Source organism: Mycoplasma sp. NEAQ87857, assembly GCF_009792315.1.
In the GTDB taxonomy this organism is placed as follows: domain Bacteria; phylum Bacillota_I; class Bacilli_A; order Mycoplasmatales; family Metamycoplasmataceae; genus Mycoplasmopsis.
In genome coordinates, this window is record NZ_CP045542.1 from 373,532 (window position 1) to 391,743 (window position 18,212).

Sequence of the window (18,212 nt, forward strand, 5' to 3'; positions counted from 1 at the left end):
ATAATAAGATGATAAAACGACAAATATGTCGTTTTATGTTCCTTTAGTACCTAAAGCATCAAAAATAAAACAAAAGACACTAATATTAGTGTCTTTGTAATTAAATTTCATCTTCTTCATCAATATCTAAATCATCATTTTCTACATCTCCAAAAATTGAGCGATGTACTTTTGATAAAATATCTTTTTGTTTTTTAGAAATTTTTGAAGGTTGGTCATCTTCAGTAATTGTTATATCTTTAACTGTACCATCATCAGTTTTATTATTAGTGAATTGAATTTTCAATTTAGCAAATTCACGATCAGGTTTTTCGTTGGTAAAAATAATTGTAGGAACTATAATAGGATTTCTTCTTTTTTCTTTATAGAATAATGAACCAAGACGTTCAATAATAATTTTTTCAATATCTTCTTTAGTTCAATTTTTAGTATTTTTAATGTGGTATAAAACTGCACCATGAGTTACTCTTTTAGTTTCATCAATTAACTTCTTAGAAGTTTTAACAAAGAAACTTCCTCTAGTAATAATTTGAGGACGACCTATGATTGCATTTTTACTTTTGTCAATAATAAAAACAATATTAACAAAACCACTATCTTTTAATCTAGCTCTTTCTTTAATAATGGTATTTGAAGTAGTTAAAACTGTGTTTCCATCAATATATACTGGTCCAAAGTTAATTTTTTCATCAGTTTTGGTGATAGTATTATTTAGCATTTGATACACTTCACCCTTACGTAAAATTAAAACATTATTTGGATCAACACCATTATCTACAGCAGATTGTCCATGCACAATGCTCATACGATATTCACCATGATAAGGTAAGAAATATTTAGGTTTAGTTAATTGGAAAATTTTATCATGCTCTCATTTATAAGCGTGACCTGAAGTATGTAAATATCCATCAGGACCATTTTCTTTAATAATAGCTCCTAATTTATATAAACGATTAATTAATAATTCTACTACCATTCTATTTCCTGGAATAGGGCTAGATGAGAAAATAACCACATCACCTTTGGTTATTTTAATAGTAGCATGCTTACCATAACTCATTCTTGATAAAGCTGCAAGTTGTTCTCCTTGAGAACCTGTAGTTAAAATTACTAAATCTTTATCAGGGACATTAGGTAATTGTTTTTTGTCAATTAAAACATCATTTCCAACATTAATATAACCTAATTTACGACCAATTTTAATCCCTTGAATCATTGAACGACCAAAAGTAATAACTTTTTTATTTAACTTAGCTGCAAGTTCAATAATAACTTTAACTCTAGTTAAATTTGAAGCAAAAGAAGTAATAATAATTTTTCTTTTAGCTTCTTTCATATGTCTTTCAATATCAGTTAAAATATCACTTTCACTAGGTGAATGATTTGGTCTCATAGCATTGGTTGAATCACTTAATAAAGCTGTAAGACCTTCTTTTCCAATTTGATCTAATCTAGCAAAATCAGTGTAATTACCAATTGGAGTATAATCAAACCTAAAATCTCCAGTACACATTATGCTACCATTTGGGGTAGTTACTCTTACTCCAAAAGCATCAGGAATAGAGTGTTGAGCAGTTCAAAAATCAACTTTACAATGATTCGGGAATTTAAATACATCAGCTTTATTAATTTCAATAAATTCAACTTTTTTTGTGATCTTATGATCTTCAAATTTGAGCTTTAGATATTGGATTGCAATTCTTGGAGCATATATTCTTTTTAATTTAGTTTGCTTAACTAAATAAACAACTCCACCAATGTGGTCTTCATGACCGTGGGTAATAAATAATCCTTCAATGATTTTACCTTTTTGATTAAGATATTCATAATTAGGAATGATACCTTTAACTCCTGAGTTAAATGTATCTGCAAATTTAATACCAGCATCAATTATAAAAATATGATTTTCATGTTCGATTAAGAGAGTTGATTTACCAATTTCTTCAACTCCTCCTAACGCAACTATTTTAGTTGGTTTCATAAATTCTCTCTTCCGTTTAAAAATTAATAATAGTGAAAAGTATAATGAAAATAATTTTAAAAATTATTAACTTGTTATATTATAAAGTAAAAGTTAATTTTATATATTAATTTAACTTGCTAAAGACAGAAATTTTAAAACTTTATTTGTTTTATTTCTTTATTGTTATAATAGTTTTTATGAAAATTAAATTAACACAAAATAAGGATTTAAAGCGATTTTTTAACAAAAAATCACTTAATAGTTTTTTAACCAGCTTTATTCTAGAATTGCTTGCAATTGCTTTTTGAACAATTGCTTTTAAGGTTGATTTTGAATCTTATGGAATGCAATTATTAATTGGATTTACTGGGGTGATTTTAATTACATTATCAATCTTAACTAGATATATTGATAGTGTTTTTTATTCAGATAACATTCTTTTAAATAGATTATTATTGGCTAATAATTCATATTGAAATAAATTTGGTTTAAATATTTTATGAATTAGCCCAATTTTATTTTTTATTTTTAAACAATTTTATTTGTTTAAAAATATTACTTTAAATATTAAAGATAATAATGAATTAAGTGATATTGATTTAGATAAATATCTTAAAGTATTTCAAAATGATGCTTTTGATCGTTTTATCAATAAAAACTTACGTCTAAATACTAGTGAAATAGCAATTAGTGGAATTTTAATGGGAATTTTTGTCATAGTTACTTATATTACTAGATTAACTTTAGCTAAATTTATTGGTTTAAACTTTGAATATGTTTTTTATATTATTTTTGCATATTTATTTAGGTATTTTAAAGGAACTTTTTTAGCAATAGCTTCAGATATTTTAATTTTATTAATCACAGGAAGATTAGGAACTTGATATTGAGCTTATGCTTTAGTACCTATAATGGTAGTTATTTATTCTTCAGTCTTTTTTGATGTTTTTGAGAAAAATAAAACAGTAAGTGTAATTTATTCTAATTTAGCTTTAATTGCAGCTTTTATTAGTTTAACAGTAGTATTTATTTTCCAAGCTCAAGCAGCTGCAGGATTAAATGGAAAAATTAAAATTAGCCAAGTATTTGGATTAAGAAGTATCTCATTATGAGTTGGTATTTTATTAATGATACTTGCAGCAATTTCATTAATCATTACTTGAATATTAACCTTTTTGTTTTTCAAAAAACAAAAAGAACAACTTTTATACTATGTAATTTCATTTGCTTTAGCTACTAGTGTAGTAGTGTTTGTAAGATGAATTTGAGGTCCTTATGCTTTTATTAAATACTATATGTATCTAGGAAGATTTCCAAGTAATTTTGATGTTAAAAGTAAATATATAGCAGTTATGATTCCTATTATTATTAAATCTTTAGTAGCTGTACCTTTATATACTTATTTATTAACCTCATTAATTCATCCGTTAAAACTATTAAAACATAAATTTTTAATAGTAAAAAGTAGCTATGGATATTAATTTTAAATTTCTGTCATTATGACAGAAATTTTTGTTTTTTTGCTTATTTAAGAAAATGAATTTAATGTTTATTTTTGTTTAATCAACAAAAATAAAATGATTAAATTTGCTTGAAAAATTCGCTAAAAATAACTAATAAACACAATGGTAAAAGGCAAAATTATGGTATTATAATTAAATATGATTAATTGAATAAAAAAAATATTTAAATTAACAAATTTTAAACGTTTTTTTATTAGTGCAATTACCATTATTTCAACTATTTTAGTTATTGTTTTTGGAAGCTTCTTTTATGTTTCAAAAAACGTAAATAAATCAATTGAATACGGTGGTGGTGTTGAAGTATTAGTTAAAGTTAAAACTGATGATTCTAATCAAAAAACTAGTGATAATTTAGTTAATACAGTAAGAGATTCATTACAAAATAGATTAACCGGAGGTACTGGTTTAAACGGTATTACTGTGTCTAATCAAGGTGAATCTGTTTTAAGAATTACTCGTAGTGGATCATTGAGTAATGATGAACTTAAATCATTTGAACGTGAAATAGTTAATAAACCAATTTTAACTATTACTGACACTGAAATGAGACCTTTATTCCAAAAAGAAGGGGATACAATTGCTTTTGTTAAAGATGCACCTCAAATTTTAGAGCTTCAAACTAACATCAACAAATGAATTCCACCTTTTTCAGCAGCTAAAGCTGAAATTGGACCTACTGGTCAATGAAGTGTATTGATTGATTTAACTGATAGTTCTGCAAAAACTGCATGATTTGAAGCTACATCATACATTGCAAGTTTACCAATGGGTAAAAATAAGATGTTAATTTGATTAAACATTAATGATTTAATCAAAAAAGCTCAAGATGAATTTCCAGATCAATGAGCTAAAGCTAACTTTAATTTATGAAACTTTATTCATATTGATGAAATGGCTAATAATCCTTTAAAAGAACATCAAATTAAAGCTAAAGATTATTTAATTTCAGATCCTTCAGTTCAACAAGGGATTGATAGTGATAAAACTGTAATTAATGGTAGTTTTAATCAAACTACAGCAACTAAATTAGCTACTGGAATTACTTTTGGATTAAGTAATTATTCATTGAATATTGAACAAACTAACTATATTGATTCATCAAAGAATCAAAATTCATTCAATTATGCAATGATTGCTGGAATAGTTATTTTTAGTGCTATAGCATTATTTATGATCATTAATTATGGTTTATTAGGTGCATTAAGTACTATTAGTATGGCTTTATACATCTTTTTAACCTTATTAATGTTTAGTGTTTTAAGAGGCGAATATTCTCCTTCAACACTTGCGGCATTAATTATTGGAATTGGTATTAGTGTTGATGCTAATGTTATTACTTATGAAAGACTAAAACGACAAGTGTATCAAGGTGATTCGTTTAGAAAGTCCTATAAAAACTCAAATCGACAATCATTGTCATCAATTATGGATGCTAATATCACCACTATTATTGTTGGGTTTATCTTGTTCTATTTTGGAACTATCAATGTTAAAGGGTTTAGTATTATTTTAGTACTATCGGTATTATTTACTCTTTTAGTAATGTTAGTTTTCCAAAGATCTTTAGCAACATTAATAGTTAATAGTGGATTTTTTGACAATAGAACTTATTTATTAGGAATTAGAAAAAAATACATTAATAATAAAACTAAATTAGGTGCAGTAATTGAAAGAAATGACTTTTTAAAACAATCAAAATGATTTGCTTTAGGGTCTATGATTTTTATCTTAATTTCAGTTATTATTTTTGCTTCATTATCTATTAAAGCTAATGATTTTTGAGCTGGAGTAAATAGAAGTATTGAATTTAGTGGTGGAACATATATCACAATTGCTCCTAGTGGAGATACTAAAGCTTTAGATTTTGAAACCGCAAGCAAAATCAAGCAAGCTATTATTGAGCAAAATCCTTTAAATTTAACTAATATTAATCACATTATTTCAATTAACAAGTCATTACAAATTAATAATCAAGATAGTTATATTTTATTAATTAAAACTAACCAAACTATTGCCGAAGCTATTAAACCTAATATCAATAGTTTATTAACCGCAACTATTGATACTATTCCAAACTTAAACTTAAACTTTGTAATTTTACCTAGAACTGTGTCAATTACAGAAGCAAATCACATTGTTCAAAATGCAACTATTGCAATATCAATTAGTTTTATTGGAATTGTGCTTTATTTATTATTAAGAATGAGCTGAACATTCTCATTTGCTGCAATTATTGGTTTAATTCATGACTTTTTAATGGTAGTTGCTTTTATTGTAATCACAAGATTACAAGTATCAAGTATAGTAGTAGCTGCAATGTTATCAATTTTAGGTTTAAGTATCAATGATACGGTAGTTACTTTTGATAAAATTCGTGAAACAATTAATACCCAATATGTTAAAAAGATTCTAACTAAAGAAGATATTAAACACATTGTAAATACTTCAATTGCTGAAACATTAAAAAGAAGTTTATATACTTCATTTACAACTATTTTTGCAATTGTAGTGTTATTATGCTTCCAAAATGCTACAGACTTTACATTTAACATTGTTATGCTATTTGGTATTACAATTGGAGTTTATTCATCAATCTTTATTTGTACATGATTCTGAAGTAAAGTTGAAAACTTACGTCAAAAAGGAATTAGAAAAAGAATCGAAAGTGGTTATTGAAATATTAATAATCCAGAAGAACAAACATTTAATGGAATTAATGATTATGTAGCATAAACAGTCAATTTCATTGACTGTTTTTCTAATAAATTTTTATATAATATATTAACAATAAAAAAAGGAGTTTTATGGCAAAATTTATCGACGAAGTTAAGATTATGGTGCAAGCTGGAAAAGGTGGAGATGGAATGATTTCATTCCGTAGAGAAGCTCATGTTGACAAAGGTGGACCTGATGGCGGAGATGGTGGAAATGGAGGAAACATCTACTTTGTAGGTGATTTAGGAAAAAATACACTATTAAGCTTTTACAAAAATAAACATATAGTTGCAGAAGATGGAGTTAAAGGGGGACCTAAAAACCTTTATGGAGCTAATGCAAAACATACTTATATCAAAGTTCCTATTGGTACTTTAGTTTACAATGGTAAAAAATTAATTGCTGATGTAATAGAACCTGATGTTCCATATTTAATTGCGAAAGGTGGTAAAGGTGGTAGAGGTAATAATAAATTCAAAACCGCTAAAAATACCGCTCCTAGAATTTGTGAAAATGGAATGCCTGGAGAAAAATTTGAAGCTCACATTGTGTTAAAAATTCTTTCAGATGTTGGATTAATTGGAAAACCTTCAGCAGGAAAATCAACTTTCTTAAACATTGTTTCTAATGCTAAAGCCAAAGTAGCAGAATATGAATTCACTACTTTAGTACCTCAATTAGGAATGGTTTCATTCCATGATAATTCATTTACTGTAGCTGATTTACCTGGATTAATTAAAGGTGCATCATTAGGTAAAGGATTAGGAATCCAATTCTTAAAACACATTGAACGTTGTAGAGTAGTTGCTCATATTATTGACTTTGGTTCTGAAGAAAAAGATCCAATTGAAGATTATGAAACAATTTGTCAAGAAATTAAAAATTACAATTTAAAACTAGAAAATAAACCACAATTAGTTATTGCTAACAAAAGTGACTTAGAACATTTTGATCAACATTTAGCTAAGTTTAAAACTAAATATCCTGAAATAGAAATTATTCCTATTTCAGCTATTAATCATAAAAACATTGAACCAGTAAAAGCGGCAATGTGAAAAATGATTTCTGAATCTAACCTTCAACCAATTGAAAATGAAGCTGAAGAAATTAAAGTAATTGAATTTGAACCTGATTATGAAATTTTTTCACCATTCAAAGGTTATTATGAAGTTAGTGGTAAAAAAGTTGAAGAACTTTATCATAAAATTCCAATTGGTACTTATGATAACTTAGTTAGATTTAATAATATACTTAAAAAAATTGGTGTATGAGAAGAATTGGTTAGAAAAGGGATTCAAGTAGGAGATACTGTATCTATTTATGGACTTCAATTCCAATGAGAGGATGAAGAGTAATATGCAATATGTAAGAGATAGCTTTAGTTTTAATGAATTTACTAATCAAGCTAAATCTATACTTCAATCAACTGTAAAGCAAGAAGTGGCTAATGCTTTTACTCCTAAAATTGCTCAACAATTAAAAGTTAATAAGACTCGTATAATCATTTCGTTATCAGTCTTTTTAGCTTCTTTTTTAATTGGTGCAATAGTTTCATTAATTACTTTTAATTCAATAGCAATGATAGTATTTACTGCAATTTCAGCAATTGCATTAATTGTTACAACTGTTTTTTTAATAAGTTATCGTAAAACAGCTAATTATCTAAGTAAACAAATTCAAAGAAATTTAAATAGTGTAGAAATATATAATAAGATATTACAAATTATTGATCAAGCATTCCATTATCATGGAAATTCAATTACTTATGCTGATAATAATTTGGATTTTAATAGTGTAGACATTAATATTAAAGAACATGATTGATATCGCCCTTCAACCGTAGAAAGTACTGCTAAAATTATTCGTACTAGTAAAAAATCATACTTTGACATTGATAACAAATATCCAATTTGTAGTCAAAATGTAATTTGAGAATATGTTTATCGTACTAAAGATAGAGAAGAAAAGAAACATTATTATGCAACTTTATTAAAAATTGATACTTCAAAGTCTAAAAGTAAGAATTTTAACTTTGGTATGTTTAGTCGAAACTGTGTTAATGGTAAAAAAATTAAATTAGAAAATAATGAGTTTAATAAAATAATGCAATTATACTCAGATAATGAGTTAGAAGCACGTAAAATGTATACTCCTTTAGCAATGGAGAACACAGTAAAACATTATGCACAAAATCGTAAAAACCAAGCAAGTTTTAATTTAGGAATTGTTTCACACAATGATACAGTTTATGCTTCATTTTTAACTCCAGATAGTGGATTTTTAAATATTGATGTACCAATGTCTAGTAAAAAAGAAAAAATAGAAAGCAAAATTTTAAAAGATATTATTGTAGATGTCTTTACTTATTATTATATTATTGCATATCTTTTTATACCGTTATATTTAGACTAGAAAGGATTTTATGGAAGAAAATACAACAATAGAATCGCAAATGCAAGGTCTATCAAGTAATGAAGCTAAACAAAGATTATTACAAGATGGACCTAATGTATTAAAAAAACATCAAACCAAAAGTGTATGGAAGATGTTTTTAGATCAATTTAAAGATTTTATGATCATTTTATTATTAATAGCTGCAGTAATTTCATTCATTGTAGCTATTTATAATTATTTTGCTAATGGTAGAATAACCACAGCTAATACAATTGTAGATTTTGTACAACCATTTATTATCTTAATTGTAGTAGTATTAAACTCACTTCTTGGTACTTATCAAGAAATTAAAAGTAATCAAGCAGTTACTGCTTTAGAAAAATCAAATGAATTAAATGCTAAAGTAATTAGAGATAATCAAATTATGATTATCCCTTCACATGAAGTAGTAGTAGGTGATTTATTAGTAGTAGAAGCAGGAGATGCTATTTGTGCTGATGCTAAAATTATTGATTCATATACCTTTTCAGTAGTAGAATCTGCACTTACAGGAGAATCTCAAGCTGTATATAAACAAGCTTTAGATAATTCTAATCATCATAAACTAGCTTTAGGTGATAGAGTTAATATGATTTATTCAGGTACTTATGTAGTTTCAGGAAAAGCTTATGCAGTAGTTACTGCTACTGGAGATAAAACTGAATTAGGAAAAATTAACTCATTAGTTAATGAACAAGAAGCTACTTTAAGTCCATTACAAATTAAACTTAATAAATTAAGTAAAATTTTTGGTATTTCAGGAGTTGTATTATTGTTTGTTTCAATGATACTTCAAATTGTATTAACTAATGCTTTTAGTGGAATATGAAATAAACCTGAAGTATATACTAATGCTATGGTTATAGGTATTTCATTAGCTGTAGCTGCTATCCCTGAAGGTTTAATTACTTTTACCACAGTTTTATTAGCTATTGGGGTAAGTAGAATGACTAAAGAAAATGTTATTATTAAAGCATTTTCTACAGTTGAAACCTTTGGTTCAACTAATATTATCTGTTCAGATAAAACTGGTACTTTAACTCAAAATAAAATGTCAGTTGTTGAGTTTTATGATGTATTAAAACCTCAAAGTGATTTAGAAAACTCAATGGCTTTAGGTGCGTTTGTAGCTTGTTGTGATGCTGATGTTACTGTAAATGAAAAAAATGAATATATTGAAGTAGGTGATGCTACTGAAACAGGTATTTTACGTTTTGGAATTGAAAATAATAATACTAGTCAAATGTTTTTTGATAAATATCAAAAATTAGATTCTTTACCATTTGATAGTACTAGAAAAGCAATGTCAATTTTGGTTAAATTAAACGATAAAGAACAATTAATTATCACCAAAGGTGCTCCAGATGTGATTTTAGCTAAATCAATTAATGCTTCTGAACATGAGTATCAAATGGTTGAAAAATGATCAAAACAAGCTTATAGAGTACTTGCTGTTGCTTATAAAAAAGTTTCAAATCATTCAACTATTAGCATTGAAGATGAAAATAATTTAACTTGTTTAGGGTTAATTGCTTTAATGGATCCTCCAAGAGAAAATGTTAAACAAAGTATTCTTGAAGCTAAACAAGCAGGAGTTAAAACAATAATGATTACAGGTGATCATTTAACTACTGCTGTAGCTATTGCAAAAAACTTAGGTATTTATAATGTTAAAGATGTAGCATTAACTGGTAGTGAATTAGCTACTATGAGTGATGAAGAATTAAGAGAAAAAGTTAAACATATTTCAGTTTATGCTAGAGTAACTCCAACAGATAAATTAAGAATTGTTAAAGCTTGACAATATCATAATCAAGTTGTAGCTATGACAGGAGATGGTGTTAATGATGCTCCAGCATTAAAAGCTGCAGATCTTGGTTGTGCTATGGGAATAACAGGAACTGATGTTTCTAAACAAGCTGCAGATGTTATATTAACTGATGATAATTTTAATACCATTGTTAAAGGTATTAAAAGTGGTAGAGAAACCTTTGATCGGATTAAATCAGTTATCTTAAACCTTTTAGTATCTTCAGTTGTTGAAATTTTTGTAATGATGATTGGACTATTTTTATTTAGATTTATTTTTAAAGATCAAATTAGTACATCGGAATTTATTATCCTTTCAGCAGCTCAATTATTATGAATTAATTTATTAACTCATGGACTTCCAGCAATTGCTTTAGGTATGACACCAAATGATGAAGATGTAATGAAACGTAAACCATTTAATAAATATGACAGCATTTTTGCTAATGGAATGGGTAAAAAATTAATGATACATAGTTTAATTCTTACTTTCTTTTCATTATTATCATATTTAATTGTTGGTTTAATTGCTAAAGCTAATTTAATTATTGGGGAAGATTTTGTTAAACTAACTTCTACCGCTTGTTTTATTACTTTAGGTATTGGATCAAGTATTAATGCATTAAATTTAATGAGTAAAAATAATATTTATCGTTGTGGAGTAACTAAATATAAATTAGTTTATTTAGCTTCATTATCAAGCTTTGTCTTAATTTTATTTGCAGCATTTATTCCAGGAATTAATACTGCTTTTGGAATGTATGATGTATTAAATAATCAATATTTAGCAGTTTATGCATTAGTTCCTATTGTATTAGGATTTGGTTTATTAATTATTGAAGAATTCAAAAAAGGAATAATAGCTTATAAAGAAATTAAAGCAAGTTTTGAATAAAAAAATTAGGTAATATTATTTACCTAATTTTTTTATTATTTAATTAATAAAGATTCTTCATCCATTTCTTTAGGTTTAGCTACTCCTATATAATCTAAAACTGTAGGGGCAATGTTAGCTAATTTACCGTCTTTTAATTTAACATTTTTATCGGTACAAATTAACATAACAGGACTAGAGGTATGTTTAGTTGCTGGTTTTCCATTAGCATCTTCAGTAATTTCAGCATTTCCATGATCAGCAGTAATAAATACTGTTAAATCATTTGCTTCAGCAAATTCAACAATTCTTCTAATTTGAGTATCTAAAAAGCTTACTGCTTGAATAGTTGATTTTAAATTTCCTGTATGTCCAACCATATCAGGGTTAGCAAAGTTCATAATTGTTAGATCATAATTTTTAGCATTAGCTAATAATTCATCTGTAATTTCTTTTGCTGACATTTTTGGAGCATCTGCATAACTTTCAACTTTTAATGATGGGACCATAATTCTATGTGAGTTTTTAAACTCAATATCATTTCCTCCATCCATAAAGTAAGTAACATGAGCATATTTTTGAGTTTCAGCTAATCTAAGTTGAGATTTATTAGCTAATTCTAAAACTCTACCAATAGGCATTGATACTTCCATTTCATCAAAAGCAATAATTGTATCAATTCCTTCGTATTTCATCATTGATACAAATTTACTAATTTTTACTGGATGAGTAGGTTGGTTATCATATAATGGTGAACCAATAAATAAGTGAGTTAATTGTCTTGCTCTATCAGGGCGGAAGTTAAAGAAGATAATGCTATCTCCATCTTTAGCAAATGCACTTTTATCTAAATTAGCATTTACTGCAGGAACAAAGAATTCATCTGTAATTCCTTCATTATATTGAGCTTTAACATAATCTAAAGCTGAAGTGAATTTACTATCACTATTTCCTAAAATTGCTTCATAAGCTTTTTCAACTCTATCAAACATTTTATCACGGTCCATAGCGTAAAATCTACCACTAATTGATGCAATATTATATTTATATTCATCACATAATGCTTGAAGTTTTTCGATTGAACTTTCAATTGATTTAGGAGCAACATCTCTACCATCTCCAAAAACATGCACTGAAACATTTTTTACACCATTTTCATGAGCTGCTTTTAACACTTCAAATAAGTGATCTTCTAATGAATGAACTCCTCCAGGAGATAATAATCCCATTACATGTAATGTTGCATCTTTTTCTTTAACATCATTAAAAGCTTCTAAAAATGCATAATTTTTTCTAAAGGTTCCATCATTAAGTGCTTTTTTAATTAATGATAATCCTGTATAAACCACAGTTCCAGCACCAATGTTTAAATGTCCAACTTCTGAGTTTCCCATTTGACCTGCTGGAAGACCTACAAATTCTCCACTAGCTTGAATAACACTATTTGGATATTCCTTAAAAAGTTGATCAAACATAGGTGTATCTGCTAAAGCAAACCCATTACCTTGAGTTTCTTTTCTAAGACCTAATCCATCAATAACAATTAAAATTGTCTTTTTCATAAGTTTCCTTTCATTAATTATTTAATTATTAAAATTAATTATAAATTTTATTAAATAATAAAATATACTTTTTATTATATGATATTTATAAAACTTTATATTTTTTAAATATTAATTTTTTACTGCTAACAAAATTATTTTTAATTTATTTTGTTGGTTTTATAAAGCATAATTTTAATTTAATTAAATTATAAAACTAAAAGCTAAATAATACAGCATTAAAGATATCTCTAGCAATGTGTATTATTTTAGATAATTGTTGTATAATTGAAAAGTTAAATTTAAAATATTATTTTTAAACAAAAAGGAGTGAATAGTGGTTTATAATCTATCAAAATTTTTCTATCATTTACGGAATAAATGAATTGATTTTTGAGCAACCAAAGCACTGGTTAAAAAATTCTTTTATACATCATTACTTTTAATCATATTTATTATTGGTACAACAATCACAGCTCCTTATATTAAAGTAAGTAATTTTAATGCATTATCAGAAAATGCATTTTTAAACACCTTAAACCTAATAGGTGGTGGTGGATTACGTCAATTCTCACTTTTTGCTTTAGGGATAAGTCCTTTTATTAATGCTTCATTGATTATGATGATTTTACAATCTAAGATTTTTCCTCCAATTCATAAACTTAGTCAAAGTGGACCTCAAGGAAGAAGAAAAATCAACATCATTACTCGTTTAATGACTTTAGCAATTGCTTTTCCACAAGCTATATTTTTAACTAAATCATTAGCTGCAGGAACTTCTGCATTTATTCAAATCACATTACCAGCAAATTCTATTTTTTCTGAAACAGCTATGGCATATTTTATTTTGCCTATGATTTTAGTTGCTGGATCTTTATTTGCTTTATTTTTATCAGAACAAATTACAAATAAAGGAATAGGTAATGGAACTAGTTTAATTATTTTTACTGGTATAGCTGCTAGATTACCTTTTCAATTCCAAACTGCTTTTAGAACTTATGTTGAAGGTGGTACTGAATCTAATGGTACTTTAGTTGGTGTAATTAATTTTGTAACTTATTTAGCTATTTATTTAGTAGTAATTATGATTATTGCAATAGTTTATGTAGCTGAAAGACATATTCCAATTCAACAAATTGGAGCTGGTAGATCTAAGAGTTTAAAAGAAATGGGTAAATTACCTATTAAATTAAACCCAGCAGGTATTATGCCAATCATTTTTGCGATGATGGTTCTATCATTTCCAACTATGATAGCTAATTTACTACCAAATACTAATGCTTCAAGAGCTTGAATTTTAGAAAACTTACAATTTACTAAACCAATTGGATTTTCATTATTAATGGTGATTATTTTTGTTTTCTCCTTAATTATGGGAATTCAGCAATCTAAAGTTGATAAAATAGCAGAAGATTTTGCTAAAAATTCAACCTTTATCCCAGGAGTTAGACCTGGAGAAGAAACTCAAGATTATTTGATTGCAATTGTATTTAGATTAAGTGTCTTTTCATCAATTTATTTATTGATTTTAGGAAGTATGCAATTTGTTGAAATTATGACTGGTATTTTACCTCAAGCAATTTCTTTTGGTGGAACATCATTAATGATTTTAGTTTCAGTATCATTAGAAACTATAGGACAATTACAAGCAAGAAGAAAATCAAATAAATTAGCTAAAGCTAAACGTAATACCACAACTTACTTAGAATCTTCAAATGAAGATAATAAACACGAAGGGTTATTATGATAGAAAAAAATATTATTTTTATGGGACAACCTGGTGCTGGAAAAGGTACAGTTGCAAGTATTTTAACTTCTGAAACTGATTTATATCATTTATCAACAGGTAATATATTTCGTCAAGAAATATCTAATCAAACTCCATTAGGATTACAAGTTAAAGAAATTGTTTCAACTGGTGGATATGTTCCTGATGATATAACAAATGCAATTGTTAAAAATGCAATCACAAAATTAAATCAAGAAAACAAACATTTCATTCTTGATGGTTATCCAAGAACTATTGATCAAGCTAAATTTTTAAAAAGCTTAGATAATTACAATTTCTTAGTTATTGAATTAAGAGTTGATCAAGATGCTGTTATTGAAAGATTAAGTGGTAGAAGAACTTGTCCAGCATGTAATGAAGGATATCACATTAAGTTTAAACCACCAGTAGTAAGTGGTAAATGTGATAAAGATAACAGTGATTTAATCTTACGTGAAGATGATTCTCCTGAAAGAGTTATTCACCGTTTAAATGTTTATAAAGAGCAAACTGCTCCATTATTAAATTACTATCAAAATAATAATGAATTGATTATTGTAGATGCTTCAGACACACCTCAAAATGTTGCTAAAAAAGTATTAGAAATAATTCAAAACAATGGTAAAATATAAGTACTTTTTACAGGTACTTACATTTTTTTATTTTAAATAATTAAAAAAAAGGAAAAATTAATGATTCATATTAAATCAAAAGATGAAATTAATAAAATTACAATTAGTTGCAAAATCTTGGCAGAAGTTAAACAAGTAGTTTATGACTTTGTAAGACCAGGAGTTTCTTTAAAAGAAATTGATCAATTAGCTTTTAAAGAAATAATAAAGCGAGGAGCTAAACCTGCTTTTTTAGGTTTATATGGCTTTCCAGCAACAGCTTGTATATCTGTAAATGATGAATTGATCCATGGTATCCCAAGTGATTACATTGTTAAAGATGGAGATCTTGTAAGTGTTGATTTAGGTTGCATTTATCAAGGATATCATAGTGATAGTGCTTTCACCAAAGGTGTTGGTACTATTAGCGAAAGTGACCAAAAAATTATTGATGTAGCCAAAGGTGCTTTTTTAGCAGGATTAAACGCTATTAAAAAAGGTGCTAGAGTTGGTGATGTGTCATATGCTATTGGTCAATATATTAAACAACATAATTTATATACACCTGATGAATTTTGTGGTCATGGAATAGGTAAAGCTTTACATGAAGATCCTAATGTTCCAAATGATGGAAGACCAAAAACTGGTCCATTATTAAAAGACGGAATGGTGATTTGTATTGAACCTATGATCACACAAACACCAGGAATTAAGATGTTAAACGATGGTTGAACTGTTGTTTCAAGAGATGGTTCAAACACCGCTCATTATGAACATACAATTTTAATCAAAAATGGTAAGGGTATTGTCCTTACGAAAGGAATTTAATTGGCTAAAGACGCTATTAAAATAAAAGGTGTAGTTAAAGAAGTTTATTCAACAGATTTATACTCAGTTGAATTAGAAAACGGATTAACTGTAAAAGCTCATGTTTCAGGTAAAATGAGAATTAACCATATTCGTATTTTACCAGGTGATACTGTTGATGTAGAAATAAGTCCTTATGATTTAACTCAAGGACGTATTAGCTATCGTCACAAATAATTAAGGAGAACAAATGAAAGTTAGAGCAAGTGTTAAAAAAATGTGTAAAGATTGTAAAATCATCAAACGTAAAGGTGTTATTCGTGTAATTTGTGCTTTACCAAAGCATAAACAAAGACAAGGGTAATTGAAAGGAATTAAATGGCTAGAATTTTAAACGTTGAAATTCCAAACGACAAACGTGTTGTTATCTCATTAACATACATTTATGGAATTGGAAAAACTACAGCACAAGAAATTTGTGCAAAAGCAGGAGTTGATGTAAACTCTCGTGTAAAAAATTTATCAGAAGAAGAATTATCAAAAATTCGTGAAGCAGCTAAAGAATATACAACAGAAGGTGACTTACGTAGAGAAGTTACTTTAAACATTAAACGTTTAATGGAAATTAAATGCTACCGTGGAATCAGACACCGTAAAGGTCTTCCAGTACGTGGACAAAGTACTCAAAAGAATGCTCGTACACGTAAAGGTCCTAGAAAAACTGTAGCAGGAAAGAAAGGTAAATAATAATGGCTCGTAAATCAAAGAAAAAGAACATTACTAATGGTGTAGCACACATCCATTCATCAAACCAAAATACTATTGTTACTTTTGCTGACGAAAACGGAAATGTTATTGCTTGATCTTCTGCTGGAGCAATCGGATACAAAGGTACTAAAAAGAAAACTCCATATGCTGCTGGATTAGCTGCTCAAGCTGCTGCTGAAGCTGCTAAAGAACATGGAATTAAATCTGTTAAAGTTGAATTAAAAGGTCTTGGAGCAGGAAAAGATGCTGCAAGAAAACAAATTGAAGTTTCAGGAATTACTGTTACTGAAATTAAAGATGTTACACCAGTTCCACACAACGGAACAAGACCTCCAAAACGTATCTTAAAACGTGAACGTATGAAAAAATAATTCGTAATTGAAAGAAGGTAAAATGGAAAAAATGAAAAAATTGGTTTATTTAGAAAAACCACAAATTAGACAAGTTGGTGATTTTGAAACCACTTTTGTTCTTCAAGGTTTAGAAAGAGGATTTGGAAACACTTTAGGTGTTGCTCTTAGACGTGTTTTACTATCAAGTATTACTTCTTTAGCACCTTTCTGCATTAGAATCGAAGGTGTTGAACACGAATTTCAAACAATTAAAGATGTTGTTGAAGATGTACCTACTTTAATTATGAATTTAAGAAAAGTACGTTTCTCATACAACCCTGAAACTATTTTAGATACAGATATCATTAAAGTTACTCTTTTTGCTGAAGAAAAAGGACCAATTAACTCTCATTATTTAGAAGTTAGAAATAACTTAGGTATTGAAGTTATTGATCGTAATTTACACATTGCTGATGTAATGAGTGATAATGCTTTAAAATTAGAAATTTTCTTACGTCCTGGACGTGGATTTATGTCTTTTGAAGAAAATAAAGCATTCTTAGCAAAAAAAGAAGCAGAATTAGATTCTGACATTAAAAAAGGTAAATTTATTGCTGTTGATTCAAACTTCTCACCAATTGAAAAAGTAAATTACAACGTAGTTGAATTAAACTCATCTTCAAATAGAATTGAAGAAGAATTAGAATTTAATATTAAAACTGATGGAACTGTTAAAGCTAAAGATGCTTTAAGAACTGCAAGTGAAATTTTAATTGGACATTTACAAATTATTGGTGATGTTGAAAATATGGAAATTAATTTATTTGAAGAAGAAGTAAAACAAGAAGAAACTAAAGAAGAAGATGATATTGATATTAATCAATTAAACTTATCAGTTCGTTCACTAAACGCACTTAAAAGAATTAAGAAAACCAAACTTTCTCAAATTGCCTCAATGAAGTTAGAAGAACTTGAAAACACCAAAAATTTAGGTAAAAAATCAATTCAAGAAATTATTGAAAAACTTCGTGAACATGGTTACGAATTAAAAGAAGGAGATGAATAATA

At 27.2% G+C, this 18,212-nt stretch carries 15 protein-coding genes; 13 read left to right on the top strand and 2 right to left on the bottom strand.

Annotated features, from left to right (window positions below; translation table 4 throughout):
* Positions 1-100: 100 nt before the first annotated feature.
* Entirely contained in the window at positions 101-1,981 is a 1,881-nt protein-coding gene (locus GE118_RS01395; RefSeq protein WP_158763673.1) for a ribonuclease J, read from the bottom strand.
* Between the two features lie 179 nt (positions 1,982-2,160).
* Between GE118_RS01395 and GE118_RS01400 the strand changes: the two genes are divergently transcribed.
* From GE118_RS01400 to GE118_RS01420, 5 genes are all read left to right on the top strand, one after another.
* On the top strand, positions 2,161-3,444 hold the full coding sequence (locus GE118_RS01400) for a hypothetical protein (RefSeq protein ID WP_158763674.1): 1,284 nt from the start codon (positions 2,161-2,163) through the stop codon (positions 3,442-3,444).
* A gap of 180 nt (positions 3,445-3,624) precedes the next feature.
* Positions 3,625-6,219: a protein translocase subunit SecDF gene (gene secDF, locus GE118_RS01405; protein ID WP_158763675.1), complete on the top strand. Its 2,595-nt coding sequence runs from the start codon at positions 3,625-3,627 to the stop codon at positions 6,217-6,219.
* A gap of 71 nt (positions 6,220-6,290) precedes the next feature.
* Positions 6,291-7,556, top strand: a complete 1,266-nt coding sequence (obgE, locus tag GE118_RS01410; RefSeq protein ID WP_158763676.1) for a GTPase ObgE — start codon at positions 6,291-6,293, stop codon at positions 7,554-7,556.
* Between the two features lies 1 nt (position 7,557).
* On the top strand, positions 7,558-8,613 hold the full coding sequence (locus tag GE118_RS01415) for a DUF3137 domain-containing protein (protein WP_158763677.1): 1,056 nt from the start codon (positions 7,558-7,560) through the stop codon (positions 8,611-8,613).
* A 10-nt stretch (positions 8,614-8,623) separates the two neighbouring features.
* Positions 8,624-11,338, top strand: coding sequence for a cation-translocating P-type ATPase (locus GE118_RS01420; RefSeq protein ID WP_158763678.1), 2,715 nt, complete (start codon positions 8,624-8,626; stop codon positions 11,336-11,338).
* Between the two features lie 35 nt (positions 11,339-11,373).
* On the opposite strand, the gene gpmI is transcribed toward GE118_RS01420, so the two are convergent.
* Complete coding sequence (gpmI, locus tag GE118_RS01425; RefSeq protein ID WP_158763679.1) at positions 11,374-12,879, bottom strand: 2,3-bisphosphoglycerate-independent phosphoglycerate mutase; 1,506 nt, start codon at positions 12,877-12,879, stop codon at positions 11,374-11,376.
* 316 nt (positions 12,880-13,195) lie between these two features.
* Between gpmI and secY the strand changes: the two genes are divergently transcribed.
* From secY to GE118_RS01465, 8 genes are read left to right on the top strand one after another with little or no spacing between them, the layout of a single operon-like run.
* On the top strand, positions 13,196-14,608 hold the full coding sequence (secY, locus tag GE118_RS01430) for a preprotein translocase subunit SecY (RefSeq protein ID WP_233262759.1): 1,413 nt from the start codon (positions 13,196-13,198) through the stop codon (positions 14,606-14,608).
* Positions 14,602-15,258: a nucleoside monophosphate kinase gene (locus GE118_RS01435; RefSeq protein WP_158763680.1), complete on the top strand. Its 657-nt coding sequence runs from the start codon at positions 14,602-14,604 to the stop codon at positions 15,256-15,258. Before secY ends, GE118_RS01435 begins: the two co-directional genes overlap by 7 nt.
* 60 nt (positions 15,259-15,318) lie before the next feature.
* Complete coding sequence (gene map / locus GE118_RS01440) at positions 15,319-16,065, top strand: type I methionyl aminopeptidase (RefSeq protein WP_158763681.1); 747 nt, start codon at positions 15,319-15,321, stop codon at positions 16,063-16,065.
* Positions 16,066-16,281 (top strand): translation initiation factor IF-1, encoded by a 216-nt coding sequence (gene infA / locus GE118_RS01445; RefSeq protein ID WP_158763682.1) that lies wholly within the window; start codon positions 16,066-16,068, stop codon positions 16,279-16,281.
* Between the two features lie 13 nt (positions 16,282-16,294).
* Positions 16,295-16,408 carry a 50S ribosomal protein L36 gene (gene rpmJ, locus GE118_RS01450; RefSeq protein ID WP_027333497.1) on the top strand — a complete coding sequence of 38 codons (114 nt, stop codon included), beginning with the start codon at positions 16,295-16,297 and terminating at the stop codon, positions 16,406-16,408.
* A 14-nt stretch (positions 16,409-16,422) separates the two neighbouring features.
* Positions 16,423-16,791 carry a 30S ribosomal protein S13 gene (rpsM, locus tag GE118_RS01455; RefSeq protein WP_158763683.1) on the top strand — a complete coding sequence of 123 codons (369 nt, stop codon included), beginning with the start codon at positions 16,423-16,425 and terminating at the stop codon, positions 16,789-16,791.
* Positions 16,792-16,793: 2 nt separating this feature from the next.
* Positions 16,794-17,183, top strand: a complete 390-nt coding sequence (gene rpsK / locus GE118_RS01460; RefSeq protein WP_158763684.1) for a 30S ribosomal protein S11 — start codon at positions 16,794-16,796, stop codon at positions 17,181-17,183.
* Positions 17,184-17,214: 31 nt separating this feature from the next.
* Entirely contained in the window at positions 17,215-18,210 is a 996-nt protein-coding gene (locus GE118_RS01465) for a DNA-directed RNA polymerase subunit alpha (RefSeq protein ID WP_370452050.1), read from the top strand.
* Positions 18,211-18,212: the final 2 nt, after the last annotated feature.